We start from the raw sequence: 17270 nt of genomic DNA, 5'->3' as shown, positions 1-17270 counted from the left end.
CAAACGCCATGCAGCCCATCGCTCTTCCAGATCGCGCCATCGTCACCGTGTCGGGACAGGAGGCGCAGGAGTTTCTGCAAGCGCTGATCACCACCGATCTCGATCTGCTGGACGACGGCGAAGCCAAACCCGGCGCGCTTTTGACGCCACAGGGCAAGATCCTGTTCGATTTCATGGTGACGCGCGACGGCACCTCGATCCGGCTTGAAACCGGTGCGGATCAGGCCGAGGCGCTGCTAAAGCGGCTGACCATGTACAAGCTGCGGGCACCGATTACCCTGTCCCTGACGGCACCGGCCGCTGTGACCATCCATTTCGAAGACACATCCGGTGCTTACCGCGATGCCCGTTTTGCCAAGGCCGACAGGGTCGTTTACCGCGCCTATGGCGCCACTGGCGAGACGGCCGGCACGGATGAATACGAGCGCCTGCGCATCGCCAGCGGCATTGCCGTCTCCGGCCCCGATTACGCTCTGCAGGACGCCTTTCCGCATGACGTGCTGATGGACAAGAACGGTGCGCTCTCTTTCAAGAAAGGCTGCTATGTCGGCCAGGAGGTCGTCTCGCGCATGCAGCATCGCGGCACCGCACGCCGCCGCGTCGTCATCGTCGCGGCCGATACCGCCCTGCCCGACACGGGAACCGCGCTGACCGCCAAGGGCCGCACGATCGGTGCGCTTGGCAGCGTCATCGGCTCCTCGGGTCTCGCAATCGTGCGCATCGACAAGGCCGGCGAGGCCATGGCATCGGGCGAGCCGATCCTGGCCGGCGAGATACCTGTCACCCTCGTCCTGCCCGGCTGGACGGGTCTGGATTTCCCGGCGAATGCCGACGAGGCAAGCGCCTGATGTCTGCCCGCGCCTGGCAGCGCATGTTGTCCGGACGGCGGCTGGATCTGCTCGATCCCTCGCCGCTCGATGTCGAACTCTCCGATATCGCCCATGGGCTTGCCCGCGTTGCCCGCTGGAACGGCCAGACGGAAGGCGACCATGCCTTTTCCGTCGCCCAGCACAGCCTGGTGGTCGAGGAGATCTTTCGCCGACAATATGACGGCAGCGCCGAGGAGTGCCAGATGGCACTGCTGCACGATGCGCCGGAATATGTGATCGGCGACATGATCTCGCCGTTCAAGGCGGTGGTTGGCGGCGGCTACAAGGTGGTGGAGAAACGGCTGGAGGGCGCCATTCACCTGCGCTTCGGGCTTCCATCCACGATGCCGGCCGAACTGAAACGCAGGATCAAGAAGGCCGACCAGATCGCCGCCTATTTCGAGGCGACGGTGCTGGCCGGATTTTCGCTGGAGGAAGCCAAAAAGTTCTTCGGCCAGCCGCGCGGCATTACCCGCGAGATGATCCTGATCGATCCGCTGCCGGCGATCGAAGCGCAAAAACTGTTTGCCGAACGGTTCGAGGCGATCGAAGCCGAACGCCTGAGCGCACGGGCGGTCTCCTGAGATGCCGGTGATCGTCGTTTCGCCCCTGTCACGCATCGCCGAAATGGCCGTGCGCCACCGCGCCAGCGAAATGATCAGCCTGATGGCAAAGGAGCAGACCTTCCATCGTCCGGCGGTAATCGCGGCCGACCGGCATCTGCTGCTTTCGATGAACGATATCACGTTTTCCGGGAATGCCGGACTGGTGGCACCGGGCGAAGAACACGTGCTGCAGATCATCGAATTTGCGCGGCAATGGGACCGTTCGGCCCCGCTTTTGATCCATTGCTGGATGGGCATTTCGCGCTCGCCCGCCGCTGCCGCCATCGCAGCCCTGGCCGTAGAACCCGATCAGGACGAAACCGAGCTGGCGCGACGGCTGCGGGCCGCCTCCGCCTATGTCACCCCCAATTCCCGGCTGATCGAGATCGGCGACCGCCTGCTGTCGCGCAACGGGCGGCTGGTGGCGGCGATCAAGGCGATCGGCCGTGGTGCCGATGCCGATGGCAACGTGCCCTTCGTCTTCTCCCCGCTGCCGGAGCCTGCCGTCCATGCCGGTTGACGAGGCAACCGTCACCGTCGAGATCGGCCTCAACGCCGCGATCGTCGCGGTGACGAACCGCTCTCCGCGCATCCTTGCCGTCAGCGAGGGGACGGATGACGGCCGCGACGGCCTGCCTTTCGGTCCTTTCGATCCTGCCCTTCACCGCACCTTCGAAACCAGCCTCAGAGCCAGTGTCGAGCAGCAGACGGCACTCGATCTCGGCTATATCGAGCAGCTTTACACCTTCGGCGATCAGGGCCGCCACCGCTCGGCCGGCGAAACGAGCAAGCATATGGTTTCGGTCGGTTATCTTGCCCTGACGCGCACCGACGCCGAAAACAATGCGCGGCTGGCAGACGCCGGCGCCCATTGGCGCGACTGGTACAGCTACCTGCCATGGGAAGACTGGCGGCAAGGCAGGCCCGCCCTGATCGACCAGCTCATCCTGCCGGCGCTGCGGCTCTGGGAAAAGAGCGGTCAGCAGGACGAGCGCATGGGCCTGCCGCAGCGGCGCACCCGCATGCGGCTTGCCTTCGGGCTCGATGATTTTCCCTGGGACGAGGAGCGCGTGCTGGAGCGCTACGAACTTCTCTATGAGGCCGGTCTTGTCGGCGAAGCCGTGATCGATGGCCGCGCGGTTGCAGCGGATACACCGCCGATCGGGCTGACCATGCGCCACGATCACCGGCGCATCGTCGCCACCGCCGTCGCCCGGCTGCGCGGCAAGATCAAATACCGGCCGGTGATCTTCGAACTGATGCCGCCGGAATTCACGCTGACCGACCTGCAGGCGACGGTCGAGGCGATTTCCGGCCGGCATCTGCACAAGCAGAACTTCCGCCGTCTCGTCGAAGGCGCCGAGCTTGTCGAGCCGACCGGCATGCTGACGGCGGCCACCGGCGGACGGCCCGCCGCCCTCTTCCGCTTCCGCCGGCAGATACTCGACGAGCGCCCGGCCCCGGGCCTGAAGGTCGGCGGCCGGTAGGCGCGACCGGGCCGCCGCCGTTGCTGGATTATTCGATCACCGCGCAGGCAAGCCGCTCGCCGGCATCGCCGGAAGGCTGGCTGCGGTTGTCGTCGGATTTCGCATGGATCATCAACGCCCGGCCGCGAATGCCGTTTTCAGCGTTGTCGAGCACGACCATGCTGTTGAAGACCTGACCGCGCAGAACGCCGTCGGCACCGACATACTGGTTGGGCATATCGCCCGCATGCGGACCGTTGGCGGCGAGGAAACCATGCTCGGTATTGCCGGGATTGAAATGTTTGCCGGCCGATTCGTGATTGTGCGCGGCATCGCATTTGCCGGTTTCATGAATATGGAACGCCACCCATTGGCCCGGCGGCAGGTTCGTCACCTCCACCTCGATCAGGACGCCGGTCTTGCCCTGCGTGAGTGCCGCCCGGCCGGTCTCCTTGCCGTCCTTGCCGATGAAATTGGCGATGGCCGTCTGCGACGATGGCTGCGCATAGACGGCCGTCGCCGTCGCGAGAACCAGGACGAGCGTGGTGATCAGGCGCTTCATGGGATATGTCTCCAGTGAATAGGATGTCCGTTAAGGACAACGTGTCACGGGGCATGCGGTTCCGAAATCAATGTGCGGATGGCAAAACCGGGCGGTTCGAGATCTACCACTACGATTGCGGCAGGACACTGACGATCGATGCACGTCTGGTCCACCCGCTTGTGCTGCAACGACAGGAAAACAGAGATGACAGGTTTCGACTGGCACGCCGATCCGATCGACCGCGATACCGCGGTCACGCCAACCTACCGGAATACCCAGAATGTCCGCCGCTTTCTCACCGCGCAATGCGGCGACAGCTTTTCCTTCGACCGCGCCTTCATGGCGTGGATCAAGGATGGCACGGCAAAGACGATGGGCGACGTGGCCGACGAATGGAAACGGCGCAGGGCAATCACCGGCGCGTGACGACCGTCACTGTTGGGCCTCAGCCGATCACCACATCCAGCCCGATATCCAGCGTCGGCGCAGCCATGGTGATCTTCGAGGTCGAGATGTAATCGACGCCGGTTTCGGCGATGGCGCGGATGGTCTGGAAGTTGACGTTGCCGGAGGCTTCCAGCTTGGTGCGGCGCGGATCGGCGGCATAGGCTTCCGCTGAAAGTTGCCAGTGGGTGGTGTTGATTGCGACGGCCTCGCGCAGGACGTCCGGCCCCATATTGTCGAGCAGGATGACATCCGGGCTGGCGGTCAGCGCCTCGCGCATCTGGTCGAGCCCATCGACCTCGACTTCGATCTTGACCAGATGGCCGCAATAGGCGCGCGCGGCATGGACGGCAGAGGCGACACCGCCGGAAACGGCGATATGGTTGTCCTTGATCAGAATCGCGTCATCTAGGCCATAGCGATGGTTGGAGCCACCGCCGAGGCGCACCGCATATTTCTCCAGTGCCCGCAGGCCGGGAAGGGTCTTGCGGGTGCAGCAGACCTTTGCGCCCGTGTGGGCGATTTCGGCTGCGAATTTCGAGGTATAGGTGGCGACACCGCAGAGATGCATGAGGAAATTGAGCGCGACGCGTTCGGCCGACAACAGGCCGCGTGCCGGGCCTGAGATGCGCGCCAGAACCGTGCCGGGCGCAATCCGGTCGCCATCCGCCGCCAGGGCCTCGAAGCGGATCGCCGGATCGATCAGGCGGAAGGCGGTGCGCGCCAGTTCCATGCCGGCGATGACGCCGTTTTCGCGGGCGTTCATTTCAGCGGTGGCGGTCCTGTCCGGCGCGATGGTCGCATAGGTGGTGATGTCGCCGGCGCGGCCGAGATCTTCCAGCAGGGCCAAACGGACCTGCTCTTCGACCATCAGGGCGGGCAGTTCGGGGCGAAGGGCTGTCAAGGTCATAGGCGGGTCCTCAAGGATGTAGTGCGAAGGCTCCAGCTTTCTCAAACCGGCCCTTTTAATCGTCATCCTCGGCCTTGAGCCGAGGATCCATGCCGCCCGTCTCTGGACCCTCGGGTCAAGCCCGAGGGTGACGGAGCAAGCGGGTTGGTAGACAGCCCTAAACGCTTTCCGTCTCCGCGACCTCAGCCACGACCCGGTCGGCCTCGGCGAGCGTCAGGAACGTCCGGTGCTTCCATTCCGGCCGTGGTTCGGGGCAATCGGACCGGAAATGGCCGCCCCGGCTTTCGGTGCGCAGATAGGCGCCGGTGGCGATCAGCTTGGCCGTGGTGACGATGTTGCTGAAGCGCATGCGCGTGTTCTGGCGCTCCAGGTTGGCGATGCCGCGGATGGCCCGGGTCAGCGTATCGCGCGAACGGATGACGCCGACATGCTCGCTCATGATGTGGCGAAGGGCGGTCAGCGGCGGGCTGTCCTCGATCGTTACCGGATCATCATTCTCGCCGGCATTGTCACCCCAATCGGTGATCTTCGGTTCCGGCAGCATGCCCTTGATGTTTTCGGCGATGCGGGCGGCAAAGACCACGGCTTCGAGCAGCGAATTGGAGGCGAGCCGGTTGGCGCCGTGAACACCGGTGGAGGTCACTTCACCGGCGGCCCAGAGCCCGTCGATCGAGGTACGGCCTTCCGCATCGGTCAGCACGCCGCCCATGTGATAGTGCACAGCCGGAACGACCGGGATCGGCTGCGTGACCGGATCGATGCCCGCCGACAGGCAGGAGGCATAAACGGTGGGGAATGCTTCGGGGAAATGCGCCCCGACGGCCTTGGTGCAGTCGAGGAAAGCGCCGCGTCCGGCCTGCACTTCGGCAAAGACGCCGCGGGACACGATATCGCGGGGGGCAAGCTCGCCGTCCGGGTGGATATCGAGCATGAAGCGATGACCGGCCGAGTTGATCAGGTGTGCGCCGTCACCCCGCAGGGCCTCGGTTGCCAGCGGTGCCGGATCGCGGCCGATGTTGATCGCCGTCGGGTGAAACTGGATGAATTCCGGATCGGCGATGATCGCGCCGGCGCGGGCCGCCATGCCGACGCCCTGCCCGCAGGCCTCGGTCGGATTGGTGGTGACGGAGAACAGATGGCCGACACCGCCCGAGCAAAGCACCACGGCGCGCGCCGGAAACGACACGCGCTTCTTCGACTGGCCTGCATCCGGACGGGCGATGACGCCGGAGATGAACCGGCCCTGACGCACCAATTCCTCGACCACATAACCTTCCAGCACCCGGATCGAGGGTGTGTTGCGGACGGCGGCGATCAGGGCTTCCATGATGGCCTTGCCGGCCATGTCGCCCTTGACGCGGACGATGCGGCGCTCGGAATGGGCGGCCTCGCGCGACAAGAGCAGCTTGCCTTCCAGATCGCGGTCGAAGGGCACGCCGTAGCCCAGCAGATCGTGGATGCGGGCCGGGCCTTCCGCCACCATCATCCGCGTCATCTTCTCATCGACGATGCCGGCACCGGCAATCAGCGTATCGGCCACGTGCTTGTCGACCGTATCGCCCAGGCCCATGGCAGCGGCGATGCCGCCCTGCGCCCAGGCGGACGAAGCGCCATACCCGATCGGGGCGGCGGCCAGCACCGTGACCGGCCGGGGGCTGAGCTTCAGCGCGCAGAAAAGGCCGGCAAGCCCGCCGCCGACAATGACGATATCGTCGATGCCGTTGAAGGACTGCGGGCGGAAATGGTCGGTCAGCATTGTATTCCTCCTCCGGCGCGGCACTTTCCCTCCCCCTTGTGGGGAGGGTGGCCCGTAGGGCCGGGAGGGGTTTTTCCTTGTTTGAAAGAAAGTCCCCTCCCCCAACCCCTCCCCACAAGGGGGAGGGGCTTGCCCTCTACTGCTTCAAATTCACCATCCGCTCGACGGCAAGCCTTGCCCGTCCGGCAATCGCCGGATCGACAAGAACCTCCTCCGTCATGAACAGCAGGCTGTCGAGGATCTTCGGCAGCGTGATGCGCTTCATATGCGGACAGAGATTGCACGGCTTGATGAAATCGACACCCTTGACCTCGGCCTGGATGTTCGACGCCATCGAGCATTCGGTGACCAGCAGCACGCGGGGCGGACGCTTGTCCTTGACATAGTTGATCATGGCAGCGGTCGAACCGGCGAAATCGCAGACGGCGATGACGTCGGGATGGCATTCCGGGTGGCCGATGATCTCGATCGTCGGGTCGGCTTCCTTGTAGGCCAGGAGTTCGGCTGCCGTGAAGCGCTCATGCACCTCGCAGTGCCCCTTCCAGGTGAGGATCTTCTTTTTCGTCTGCTTGGCGACGTTCATCGCCAGATATTCATCCGGGATGCACAGAACGGTGTCGCTCTCCAGGCTTTCGACGACGGCGAGCACATTCGATGAGGTGCAGCAGATATCGGTCTCGGCCTTCACATCGGCCGACGTGTTGACATAAGTGACGACAGGCACACCGGGATAGCGCTCCTTCAGCAGCCGCACATCGGCGCCGGTGATCGATTCCGACAGCGAGCAGCCGGCCTTGCCGTCCGGGATCAGCACGGTCTTTTCCGGATTGAGCAGCTTGGAGGTCTCGGCCATGAAGTGCACGCCGCACTGGATGATGATCTCGGAATCGACCCTGGTGGCGTCCCGCGCCAGCTGCAGACTGTCGCCGACAATATCGGCGACGCAGTGGAAGATATCCGGCGTCTGGTAGTTGTGCGCGAGGATGACGGCGCCGCGTTCCTTCTTCAGCCGGTTGATGGCATGCACATAGGGCGCATAGACCGGCCATTCGAAGGCGGGAACGAACTGTTTGACGCGCTCGTAGAGATGCGCCGTCTCGCGGGCGATTTCCGGCGTAAACGTCAGATCCGGCCTTTCGAGGATGCCGAAACGCTCGGCGGCGGTTTTCAGCGCGCCGGAAGTCTGAATGGCCGCCGGGTTCTGTGCGATCGTCATCGAACTGCTCCTCTCACCGCCCCTCCGGCGGCAAACCTGTTTTGCTCAACATGAGCATAACAGGATCAAAACAAAACCGGCAGGGCCGGTGGATGAGACTTAGAAAGTTTTGTGACAGTTTTCAAGAATGCCCTCCCGCTATTTTCAGCGGGAGGGCAAGAATTTGCGGGTCGCTCAGGCCATCGCCGGACGGGCCACGGCCTGTTCCTTGATCGGCCAATGGACGATGGCCGCGAAGATGCCGAGCGCCACGCCGAGCCACCAGACCGGATCATAGGAACCGAAGTGATCGTAGAGATAACCGCCCATCCAGACGCCGAGGAACGAGCCGACCTGATGCGACAGGAAGACGACGCCGCCAAGCAGGCCGAGATGGCGCGTGCCGAACATGATGGCGACGAGCGCATTGGTCGGCGGCACGGTGGACAGCCAGAGCAGCCCCATGACAGCCGCGAAGATGATGACCGATGTCGGCGACTGCGGCAAAAGCAGGAAGGCTGAAACGACGACCGAGCGGGCGATATAGATATAGGCGAGAAAATAAGGCTTCGAATAGCGCTGGCCGATGACACCGGCGGCGAGCGAGCCGATGATGTTGAAGAAGCCGATCAGGGCCAGCGCGATCACCGCATAGCGCGCGTCGATGCCGATATCGCTGATATAGGCGGGGAAATGCGCGGTGATGAAGGCCACCTGATAGCCGCAGACGAAAAAGCCGGAGATCAGCAGCAGGTAGCTCTTGTGGCCGAGCGCCTCCTTCAGCGCCTCGCCGATCGACTGCTTGTAGAGCGCTTCCTTCTGGGTGCCGGACGACGAATTGCCGCGCAGCGGGATGGCGAACAGCGGCACCAGCAGCATCAGCAGGGCCATATAGACAAGGCTGTCGGACCAGCCGTAGGTCGAGATCAGCCGCTGGCTCAGCGGCGCAAACAGGAACATGCCGGCGGAACCGGCCGCCGTGCAGATGCCGAACGCCATGGAGCGCTGCGCCGGCGTAACGTTGCGGGCAAAGGCCGACAGGAGGATGCCGAAGGAGCCGGCGCCGACGCCGAGACCGACCATCACGCCGCCGCCGATATGCAGCCAGATCGGCGCGTTTGCAAAGGCCATGATGATCAGGCCGCCGGCATAGACGAGGCCGGAAAAGGCCAGTACCCGCCACGAGCCGTATTTGTCGGCGATCGCGCCGAAGAACGGCTGGCTGATGCCCCAGGCGAGGTTCTGGAAGGCCATGGCCAGACCGAAGGTGGTGCGGTCCCAGCCGGTATCGGCGAGCATCGGCAGCTGGAAGAACCCCATGGCCGAGCGCGGCCCGAAGGTCAGCACGGCAATGAGAGAGCCGGCAACGATGATCAGCCAGGGCAAACCCGGACTGGTGGCGGGCGCTCGCGGGGTGGCGGCGGATGAAACGGCGGACATTCAGCGACTCCAGATGATTGGTGCGCCAATCTACGCCGGGAGCTGCCGCCAAAAAAGCGAATTAAAATCACGGTGCGATCAGCCATATTGATGGATGAATGCCATGGTTCGGCGCGGAATTCGGGAACCATGCCGATAAAAGCGCGGCATCCTCGCTGTCGAAATCGTGAATGGACGGCCGAACCGGCTTTGCCGCAATCGGAGACCGCTGGCGCGGTCTATTTTTCAAAAATGAAAAATGCACTGCGGGACTGCCTCTATGTCACCCGCGAAACGGCTGATAGCTTCCGGCCTGAAACCACAGGGAGGCCACCATGCTCGACAAAACCAGATCCACCGGCATCACGCTTTGGGACGGGCGCACCATCCCGCGTCTGGGCATGGGATGCTGGGCGATCGGCGGGCCGTTCTATGCCGGCGACGTGCCGCTCGGCTGGGGTGATGTCGATGATGCGGAATCGATCCGTGCCATCCACCGGGCCATCGATCTCGGCATCCGGTTCTTCGACACGGCGTCGAACTATGGCGCCGGGCATTCCGAAGAGGTTCTGGGCGAAGCGCTTGCCTCCCATCCCGATGTCGTCGTGGCAACCAAATTCGGCTTTGCTACCGACCATGCGACCAAGCAGGCAACCGGCGCCTTTGCCTCGCCGGACTTTATCCGTGCCTCGCTGGAAACATCGCTCAAGCGATTGAATCGGGACAGGATCGACCTCCTCCAGTTCCATCTCAACGAGTTCGATCTCATCGAAGCCAACGCGGTGTTCGATACGCTTGACGCCCTGCGCGCGGAAGGCAAGATCACCGCCTATGGCTGGAGCACGGACTGGCCGGAACGGGCGGCGCGCTTTGCCGGACGCGACGGTTTCGTCTCGGTCCAGCATACGATGAATGTTTTCGAGCCGGCGCGGGAGATGATCGCGCTCATCGAAAAGACCGGCCTCATCTCGATCAATCGCGGCCCGCTGGCCATGGGCCTGCTCTCCGGCAAGTTCAAGTCCGGCGACCGGCTGGCGGCAAACGACGTGCGCAGCGCCGATTTCGACTGGATGAAGTATTTCCGCGACGGCGCGGTCGATCCGGCGTTTTCCAGACGGCTCGATTCGATCCGCGACCTGCTGCGCTCGGACGGCCGGACGCTGACGCAGGGCGCGCTTGCCTGGCTCTGGGCACGCTCGCCGAACACGCTGCCGATCCCCGGTTTTCGCACGGTCAAACAGGTCGAGGAAAATGCCGGGGCGCTGGACAAGGGGCCATTGTCGCCTTCGATCATGGAAGCGGTGGAACAGGCTCTGCAACGACAGTAAACCTGTTGCTTGCGCGGGATCAGGCCCTGATCTTCATCGGCCAGCGCTCTTCCCGCGCCTTGACCACGCGCAGTTCATCGCCGAGACCAATCGTCCCCTCGCCGCGCGGCACGGCATTCCAGCCGAACAGGACGCCGGGGACGCGGCGGTCGGCGGACATGCGTTTTTCGGCAAGGCCCTGGATCGGATTGCCGCCGATGCGCTCGCCGGTCACCTGATCCTGCGTCGTCATGATGCAGCGGGCGCAGGGCTTGACGAGGTCGAAGACGATGCCGCCGATCTCGACGCTTTCCCAGAAATCCTCTTCCCAAGGGTTGTCGTTGTCGATCAGGATATTGGTGCGGAAGCGGTCCATGCCGACCGGTTCCTGCCCCTTGGAAACCAGCGTGACATTGAGATCGGCAAGCGACGCCGTGGTGGTGATCAGCACCGGAAATCCATCGGCGAAACCGACAGGCGCTGCCTCGTCGGCCCATTCTTCGCCGACCACCCGCCCGGCGGCGGCGTCCATATGCACCAGCTTGACCGGGCGGCCGAACCAGTCCGAGAGCGTCGTGCTGGCGCCGTCGTCAGAAACGGCGGCATTGACCTCGCTGTCCCAGACGCGAACATCCAGCCGCCTTTCCGGATCAAAGGACACTGTAGCCGTGCGGGCGCCCATTCTCAGATGGACGCCGCCGGCCACATGCGTGGCTTCGACCTGCGCCAGCGCCTGCAGTTCCCGCTGGGTGATGAATTTTCCATCGGGATCGACAAGCATGAAACGCCGGTCGCCGGCGAGGCCATCCAACCGGACCGAGACGGAGGTCTGCGCGATGGCACGGCCGCTTTTCAGCGGGTGAATGTTGAGGCCGGTCACCTTCATGTCGTCACTCCCAGGCGTTCAGATTGTGATTCAAGATCATTGCAGACTGATTCCAGCAATTCTCGCAAACATCTGTCTTCGCTATATTTCTTCGATCAGCATGCCAAGCACCGCACGCAGCCGCTCCTGCCGCTGCCGGGCAAGCGCCCTGCCCGCCGCCGTCTGGAAACCGTCCGTCAGCTTGAACAGCTTGGTCTCGAAATGATCGATGGCATAGGCCTTGTCGTCGAGCGGGCGGTCCACCGCCAGAGGGTCGAGCGGATCGTAGAGCCCGCTGCCCATGCGCCCGGCAATGTAGAAGCAGCGGGCCGCACCGATCATGCCGATGGCGTCGAGGCGGTCGGCATCCTGCAGGATTTTGGCCTCGAGGCTTTCCGGCGGGACATTGGCCGAAAAACTGTGCGTCAGGATCGCGTGGGCGACGGCCGTGATCTCGGCGGTGCGCCAGCCGTGCTCGTCGAGCAGTTCGAACGCCCGTTCCGCCGCAAGCCGCGAGGCCTGGGCGCGATGCGGCGAATTCTTCTCGACCGAGACGCAGTCGTGCAGCAGCACGGCGGCGGCGATGATGCGCAGATCGCCACCCTCCGAGCCATGGATCCGCAGCGCATTCTTCCACACGCGGATCAGATGGGCGGCATCATGCGAGCCGTCATTGCCGGAGACGGCATGGGGCAGCAACTGTTCCGCCAGGGCCTCGTAAGGCGCAAAGGCGGCGGCAAGCGAAGCGGTATGGCTCATGTCAAATCCATAAAAAAAGAGAGCACGGACATCAAAACAGTCAGGCTGTCTGCCCCGGTTCCGCTTCGGCATCCACCTGGGGGGCAGGCTCAGCACCCGCCTTGCCGGAAAGAACCTTCTGGTAGAACAGCCCGATGCCGATCAGCACGCCGCCAAGCCCGATGAAGGACAACGCCCGCAGGAAACCTTCGAGATTGGCCATGTCGATCAGGAACACCTTCAGCACCGCGACGAAGACCAGAACCGCCGAGGTGATGCGAATGCTCTTGGCATTGAAGCGGGAGCCGAGCACCAGCAGCAACACGCCGAGCAGCAGCCAGACCACCGAATAGGTGTAGGTTTCGCCCTGCAGGAAGCCTTTCCAGTCGGCGATATTCTGCCCCTGCCAGAAGCGGCGCACCGACAGCGTCGCCCAGACGAAGACGAGCACGGCGCCGGCGATTGCGAGCGCGGTGACATAGGGCACCGGCCGCTTGCCGCGCGCATACCAGGCCAACCCCGCATAGCCCAATCCCGGCAGCAGATAGCCGATCAGCAGCAAATCGAAGAACGGCACGGAGCCGAGCAGTTCGCCGCTGAAATAGGGATTGAGGCCGAACAGATGGGCACTGAGGATGGAGAGCATCGACAGCACGCCGATCACCATGCTGCCATAGCGGAAGACCGGGCTTGGCGACTTGCGGTCGAGCGTCATCATGATGCTGGAGGCGCCGATGGCGAGCAGCGTGTAGATCGCCTGTTCGCCCAGCGTCGGCACCGCACTGTCGAGCACGCCGCCGTTCATGGCATGGCGCACCAGGATGGCAACCGTCAGCAGCGCAAACAGGCTGGCCAGTGCCTGAAGCAGATTGCGCACGCGCAGGTCCGGCCAGCGCCGAAGCTCGAAAGCCGAGAGCACCAGCAGCAGCGCCGGGATGCCATAACCGGCGAGAAGCGCGTTGAAGACCGGGGTCGTTGCCAGATTCTGCGGCCCGACGATGGTCGGTTCCCAGGCGATGCGGGCCAGCACGACGATGGCCGCACCGACCATCATCCAGGGCAGCGCCACCCAAGGGCGCAGACGCGTCGCCGCGACATAGGCCGCCCCCAGCAGCGCGATCAGGATCGTCGTCGCAACGCCATCGGTCAGCGCATGCAGGGCGATGACGAAGAGGCCAAGGGAGCCGGCGACCAGAAACGCCTGGGGCAGATCGCGTTTTTCGATAGAGACGTTGCTGCGCGAAAACCATTCGGCGAGACCGAGAAGGACGAGGCCTGCCGCGATTGCAAACAGCCCGTGCGGCAGATCGAACGTCAGATTACCAGTCATCAGGAAAGACATGCCGGTGAGCGCAAACGGCACGATCGCCATGATCGCAGCCCAGATCGTCGCCAGAGGCGGCTGGCCTGTGCGATGCAGGTGATTGGCCACGGCTCCGAGCGCAATAAACACGACCGAGAGCGCCATGCTGGTCAGCATCGCCGTTTGGCCGGAGACAGCCAGGGTTGCGATATGGCCGGGGATCGCCGGATCGATGAAGGTGAGCAGACCGCTCAGCGCCGTCATGCTCCAGACGCCGACAACAGCGGCAAAGGCTGCGAGCAAGGCCGGATAGACCGCATAGGCGCGCAAGGCGCCAAGAGCCGCGAGCGCCGCAACGATCAGGCCGAACTCGGTGACCGGATAGCCGGATGCCGTGGCCAGAGGGCTGATCATGGCAAGCGCCGTCAGCAGCGCCGACACGCTCGCCGTCACCGTGATCGCGGCAAAGGGCGGCGCCATGACGCGCTGCCAGGGCGTTCGCGGTGCGGCAACCGGCTGGCCGTCCGCCGTTTCCTGCGGGACAGCCGCGATATCGTCAACAGACCGGCCCGGCCAGACAAGCGCTACGCCAGCAATCATCACCAGCATGACAAGGGTTACGGGCAGCGTTTCAAACGGCGTCGACGAGGCGATATAGGCAAGTGCCCAGAGGCAAAGCCCGATATTGGCAATCGACGGCACGACGGTCCAGCGGCGGATGCGCGCCGCAAGCAGCGTGGCGATCCAGGCAATGCCGAGAAAGCCGAACAGGCTCCAGGGGCTGGGGCTTTGCGACGATACCAAGGCCGGGGTAAGCAGCGATGCCAGAAGACCGAGCCCGGCCAGGGCCTGCCCGTGCAGCAGCGACAGACCGACTGTGCCCAGAGAAACCAGCGCCAGCAGCGCAAAGGCCGTTACCGGCCCGATGAAACCGTAGACGCCATGGGCGGCATAGCAGACGCCGAATAGCGTCACGGCACCCGCCGCCGTCAGGATACCGGGGATCATTGCATTCTGGAACGCATCGGCGACCAGCGGCATGGCGCGGCGGCGAACGAATTCGCCAATGCCGATCAGAACGAGACCGAAGACAGCCGCCATGAACAGCCGCACCGCCGGACTGAGCAATCCGGCATCGATCGAATACTTGACCATGAAGATGCCGCCGAATGCCAGAGCGACACCGCCGACCCAGACGGCCCAGCGCGCGCCGAGGCGGCTTTCGAGGCTTTCCTTCGGCCGTGGGGCAACGGCATCGATCGCCGTGACTGAGGCAGCCCGCGCCGCCACCGGTTCGCCGCGTGAGGCCTTTTCGACCGCATCCTGGCTGGGCGGCGGCGGTCCGCCGAAGATCGCATCGCCCTTTTTGATATCGGCGCGATGCCTTGGCTCGGCTTCGACCGTCTTCACCGTTTGAGGCGTGTTTTCCACGGCCGCGATCGGATCGGCGGCTTCCTCTGCGATAACCGCCGCAGGAGAACCAGAACGCAGAGCTTCGATCCGCTTCAGCTCCTCCTTCAATGCCGCCACTTCGATTTCAAGCCGCTCGGCAGTCTTGCGTCCGTTGAGAAATGCTGCCAGCGCAATGGCAAAAGCAACGAAAGCAATGACTTCAATCATATTCTCTCCCCGGCGCCGGCAGCGGCGCAATCGCGCAGACCATACAGCTTTTCGTCCGCAGGCAAAATCGAAGACCTTGCTGCACCGCAATCTCCTCACCGGATTGTCGCGAACCTGTCATGGCGCAGCGGTTATGGATGGGCCGACGCGCCTGCCGCGCTACACCCGGACAAAGAGGAAAACGGACCATGGATCATCTTGCCGACACCCAAGCCGAAACCGAATTCAAGACGCTGACCGACCGCCGTGAGGAGCTTGAAGACATCGGCCAGAACTGTTCCACCAACCCGACCATGGGCGATATCATCAATCGCCGCTTTTCCCGCCGGTCGTTCATCGCAGGTTCGCTTGCCGTCGCGGCCATTTCCACCACCGTCAGCCCGCTGGCGATCCTGACGGCGGACGATGCCCGCGCCGAAGACATGTCGAGCTTCGACTTCAAGGAAATCGAAGTTGGTATCGATGAGACCCACCATGTCGCCGAAGGCTATGATGCCGATGTCCTGCTGCGCTGGGGCGACAAGCTGTTTGCCGACAGCCCGGATTTCGATCCGCTGAACCAGACGGCAGCGGCCCAGGAAAAGCTGTTCGGCTACAACAACGACTATGTTGGTTTCATCCCGCTCGAAGGCAATCCGGATCACGGCCTGCTGGTCGTCAACCACGAATATACCAATGCCGAAATCATGTTTCCAAAGTTCGCCACCGTCGTGACGGAAAAGGTGATGAAGGACGGCCAGCCGGTCATCAAGGATGGCAAGCAGGTCGAGGAGGAAAAGGTCAAGCTCGGCGAATACACCAAGGACCTCGTCGATATCGAGATGGCGGCCCATGGCGGCACGATCATCGAAATCCGCAAGGTCGACGGCAAGTGGCAACCGGTGCTCGACGGCAAGTACAATCGCCGCCTGACCGCCAAGACCGAGATGCAGCTTTCCGGCCCGGTTGCCGGCCATGAGCGGGTGAAGACACCGTCCGATCCGACCGGCAGACAGGTTTTCGGCACCATCAACAACTGCGCCGGCGGCGTCACCGCCTGGGGCACCTATGTGATGGCCGAGGAGAACATCAACGGCTATTTCGGCGGCGAGATGGCCAAGGACCATCCGGAATTCGCGCAGATGAAACGTCTCGGCATTCCGGGCGGACAATATGAATGGTCGAAATTCTACGACCGCTTCGACGTCTCCAAGGAGCCGACCGAATCCAACCGCTTCGGCTGGATCGTCGAAGTCGACGTCATGGACCCCACCTCCGTGCCGAAGAAGCGCACCGCGCTTGGCCGCTTCAAGCATGAGGGCGCCGAATCGGTGGTCAACAAGGACGGCCGCGTCGTGTTCTACTGCGGCGACGACGAGCGCTTCGACTATGTCTACAAGTTCGTGACCAAAGGCACGTTCAACCCGAACGATCGCGCTGCCAACATGGATCTGCTCGACGAGGGCACGCTCTATGTGGCGAAATTCGATGCCGACGGCACGGTCGAATGGATGCCGCTTATCCACGGCGAAGGCCCGCTGACGGTTGCCAACGGTTTTGCAAGCCAGGCCGACCTTTTGATCAACACCCGCTTTGCCTCGGATGCGCTGGGCGCCACCAAGATGGACCGCCCGGAAGACATCCAGCCAAATGCCAAGACCGGCAAGGTCTATGTGATGCTGACCAACAACACCAAGCGCAAGGCGGATCAGATCGATGCCGCCAATCCGCGCGCCGAGAATGCCTTTGGCCATATCGTCGAAATCACCGAAACGGACGGCGATTTCGCATCGACCCAATCGACATGGGACGTCCTGCTGAAATGCGGCGATCCGTCGGTGGCCGATGTCGGGGCGTCCTTCTCGACCGCCACCACGAAGAACGGCTGGTTCGGCATGCCGGACAATTGCGCCATCGATACCGACGGCCGCCTCTGGGTGGCGACCGACGGCAACAACGAGAAGGATACCGGACGCACCGACGGGATCTGGGCCATCGACACCGAAGGCGAGGCACGCGGCACGTCGAAGCTGTTCTTCCGGGTGCCGGTCGGCGCCGAAATGTGCGGCCCAAGCTTCAACCCGACCTCCGACACGTTCTTCGTCGCCGTCCAGCATCCGGGCGACGCAGGTCTTGCAACTTTCGAGAACCCGGCGACGCGCTGGCCGGACTTCAAGGCCGACATGCCGGTCCGTCCGGCCGTTCTCGCCATCACCAAACAGAGCGGCGGCAAGATCGGCTGACGCCATA

15 protein-coding genes are annotated in these 17270 nt (G+C 63.5%); 7 read left to right on the top strand and 8 right to left on the bottom strand.

All coding sequences use genetic code 11. From position 1 onward, the window contains the following. The first annotated feature begins 8 nt into the window (after window positions 1-8). From ygfZ to ADU59_RS06965, 4 genes are read left to right on the top strand one after another with little or no spacing between them, the layout of a single operon-like run. Complete coding sequence (gene ygfZ, locus ADU59_RS06980; protein WP_068953066.1) at window positions 9-848, top strand: CAF17-like 4Fe-4S cluster assembly/insertion protein YgfZ; 840 nt, start codon at window positions 9-11, stop codon at window positions 846-848. Continuing rightward, window positions 845-1453, top strand: a complete 609-nt coding sequence (locus tag ADU59_RS06975) for a YfbR-like 5'-deoxynucleotidase (RefSeq protein WP_083198156.1) — start codon at window positions 845-847, stop codon at window positions 1451-1453. Before ygfZ ends, ADU59_RS06975 begins: the two co-directional genes overlap by 4 nt. A gap of 1 nt (window position 1454) precedes the next feature. Further along, entirely contained in the window at window positions 1455-1994 is a 540-nt protein-coding gene (locus ADU59_RS06970) for a tyrosine phosphatase family protein (protein ID WP_068953064.1), read from the top strand. Then, on the top strand, window positions 1930-2961 hold the full coding sequence (locus ADU59_RS06965; RefSeq protein ID WP_068953063.1) for an NUDIX hydrolase: 1032 nt from the start codon (window positions 1930-1932) through the stop codon (window positions 2959-2961). Before ADU59_RS06970 ends, ADU59_RS06965 begins: the two co-directional genes overlap by 65 nt. Before the next feature lie 28 nt (window positions 2962-2989). Here the strand turns inward: ADU59_RS06965 and ADU59_RS06960 are convergent, their stop codons facing one another. Next, complete coding sequence (locus ADU59_RS06960; protein WP_068953062.1) at window positions 2990-3502, bottom strand: superoxide dismutase family protein; 513 nt, start codon at window positions 3500-3502, stop codon at window positions 2990-2992. Window positions 3503-3688: 186 nt separating this feature from the next. Between ADU59_RS06960 and ADU59_RS06955 the strand changes: the two genes are divergently transcribed. Next, window positions 3689-3910, top strand: a complete 222-nt coding sequence (locus ADU59_RS06955; RefSeq protein WP_068953061.1) for a DUF6434 domain-containing protein — start codon at window positions 3689-3691, stop codon at window positions 3908-3910. Window positions 3911-3929: 19 nt separating this feature from the next. On the opposite strand, the gene nadC is transcribed toward ADU59_RS06955, so the two are convergent. From nadC to ADU59_RS06935, 4 genes are all read right to left on the bottom strand, one after another. Next, window positions 3930-4832, bottom strand: a complete 903-nt coding sequence (gene nadC / locus ADU59_RS06950) for a carboxylating nicotinate-nucleotide diphosphorylase (protein ID WP_068953735.1) — start codon at window positions 4830-4832, stop codon at window positions 3930-3932. A 163-nt stretch (window positions 4833-4995) separates the two neighbouring features. Then, window positions 4996-6594 (bottom strand): L-aspartate oxidase, encoded by a 1599-nt coding sequence (locus ADU59_RS06945; protein WP_068953060.1) that lies wholly within the window; start codon window positions 6592-6594, stop codon window positions 4996-4998. A 136-nt stretch (window positions 6595-6730) separates the two neighbouring features. Next, window positions 6731-7810, bottom strand: coding sequence for a quinolinate synthase NadA (nadA, locus tag ADU59_RS06940; protein ID WP_068953058.1), 1080 nt, complete (start codon window positions 7808-7810; stop codon window positions 6731-6733). A 174-nt stretch (window positions 7811-7984) separates the two neighbouring features. Then, window positions 7985-9229 (bottom strand): MFS transporter, encoded by a 1245-nt coding sequence (locus ADU59_RS06935; protein ID WP_068953056.1) that lies wholly within the window; start codon window positions 9227-9229, stop codon window positions 7985-7987. A gap of 314 nt (window positions 9230-9543) precedes the next feature. Between ADU59_RS06935 and ADU59_RS06930 the strand changes: the two genes are divergently transcribed. Continuing rightward, window positions 9544-10536, top strand: coding sequence for an aldo/keto reductase (locus ADU59_RS06930; RefSeq protein WP_068953054.1), 993 nt, complete (start codon window positions 9544-9546; stop codon window positions 10534-10536). 19 nt (window positions 10537-10555) lie between these two features. On the opposite strand, the gene ADU59_RS06925 is transcribed toward ADU59_RS06930, so the two are convergent. The 3 genes from ADU59_RS06925 to ADU59_RS06915 all read right to left on the bottom strand — a co-directional run bounded on the left by ADU59_RS06925 (window position 10556) and on the right by ADU59_RS06915 (window position 15041). Next, window positions 10556-11401: an MOSC domain-containing protein gene (locus tag ADU59_RS06925; RefSeq protein ID WP_068953052.1), complete on the bottom strand. Its 846-nt coding sequence runs from the start codon at window positions 11399-11401 to the stop codon at window positions 10556-10558. An 81-nt stretch (window positions 11402-11482) separates the two neighbouring features. After that, the gene (locus ADU59_RS06920; protein ID WP_068953050.1) at window positions 11483-12139 is read right to left on the bottom strand and encodes an HD domain-containing protein; all 657 of its coding nucleotides are present in this window, start codon (window positions 12137-12139) and stop codon (window positions 11483-11485) included. Window positions 12140-12179: 40 nt separating this feature from the next. Further along, window positions 12180-15041 (bottom strand): DUF2339 domain-containing protein, encoded by a 2862-nt coding sequence (locus tag ADU59_RS06915; RefSeq protein WP_068953048.1) that lies wholly within the window; start codon window positions 15039-15041, stop codon window positions 12180-12182. Window positions 15042-15229: 188 nt separating this feature from the next. Between ADU59_RS06915 and ADU59_RS06910 the strand changes: the two genes are divergently transcribed. Then, window positions 15230-17263: a PhoX family protein gene (locus tag ADU59_RS06910; RefSeq protein ID WP_068953046.1), complete on the top strand. Its 2034-nt coding sequence runs from the start codon at window positions 15230-15232 to the stop codon at window positions 17261-17263. Window positions 17264-17270: the final 7 nt, after the last annotated feature.

The sequence above is a fragment of the Pararhizobium polonicum genome, assembly GCF_001687365.1.
GTDB lineage: Bacteria > Pseudomonadota > Alphaproteobacteria > Rhizobiales > Rhizobiaceae > Pararhizobium > Pararhizobium polonicum.
This window is presented reverse-complemented; position numbering and strand designations above follow the sequence as displayed.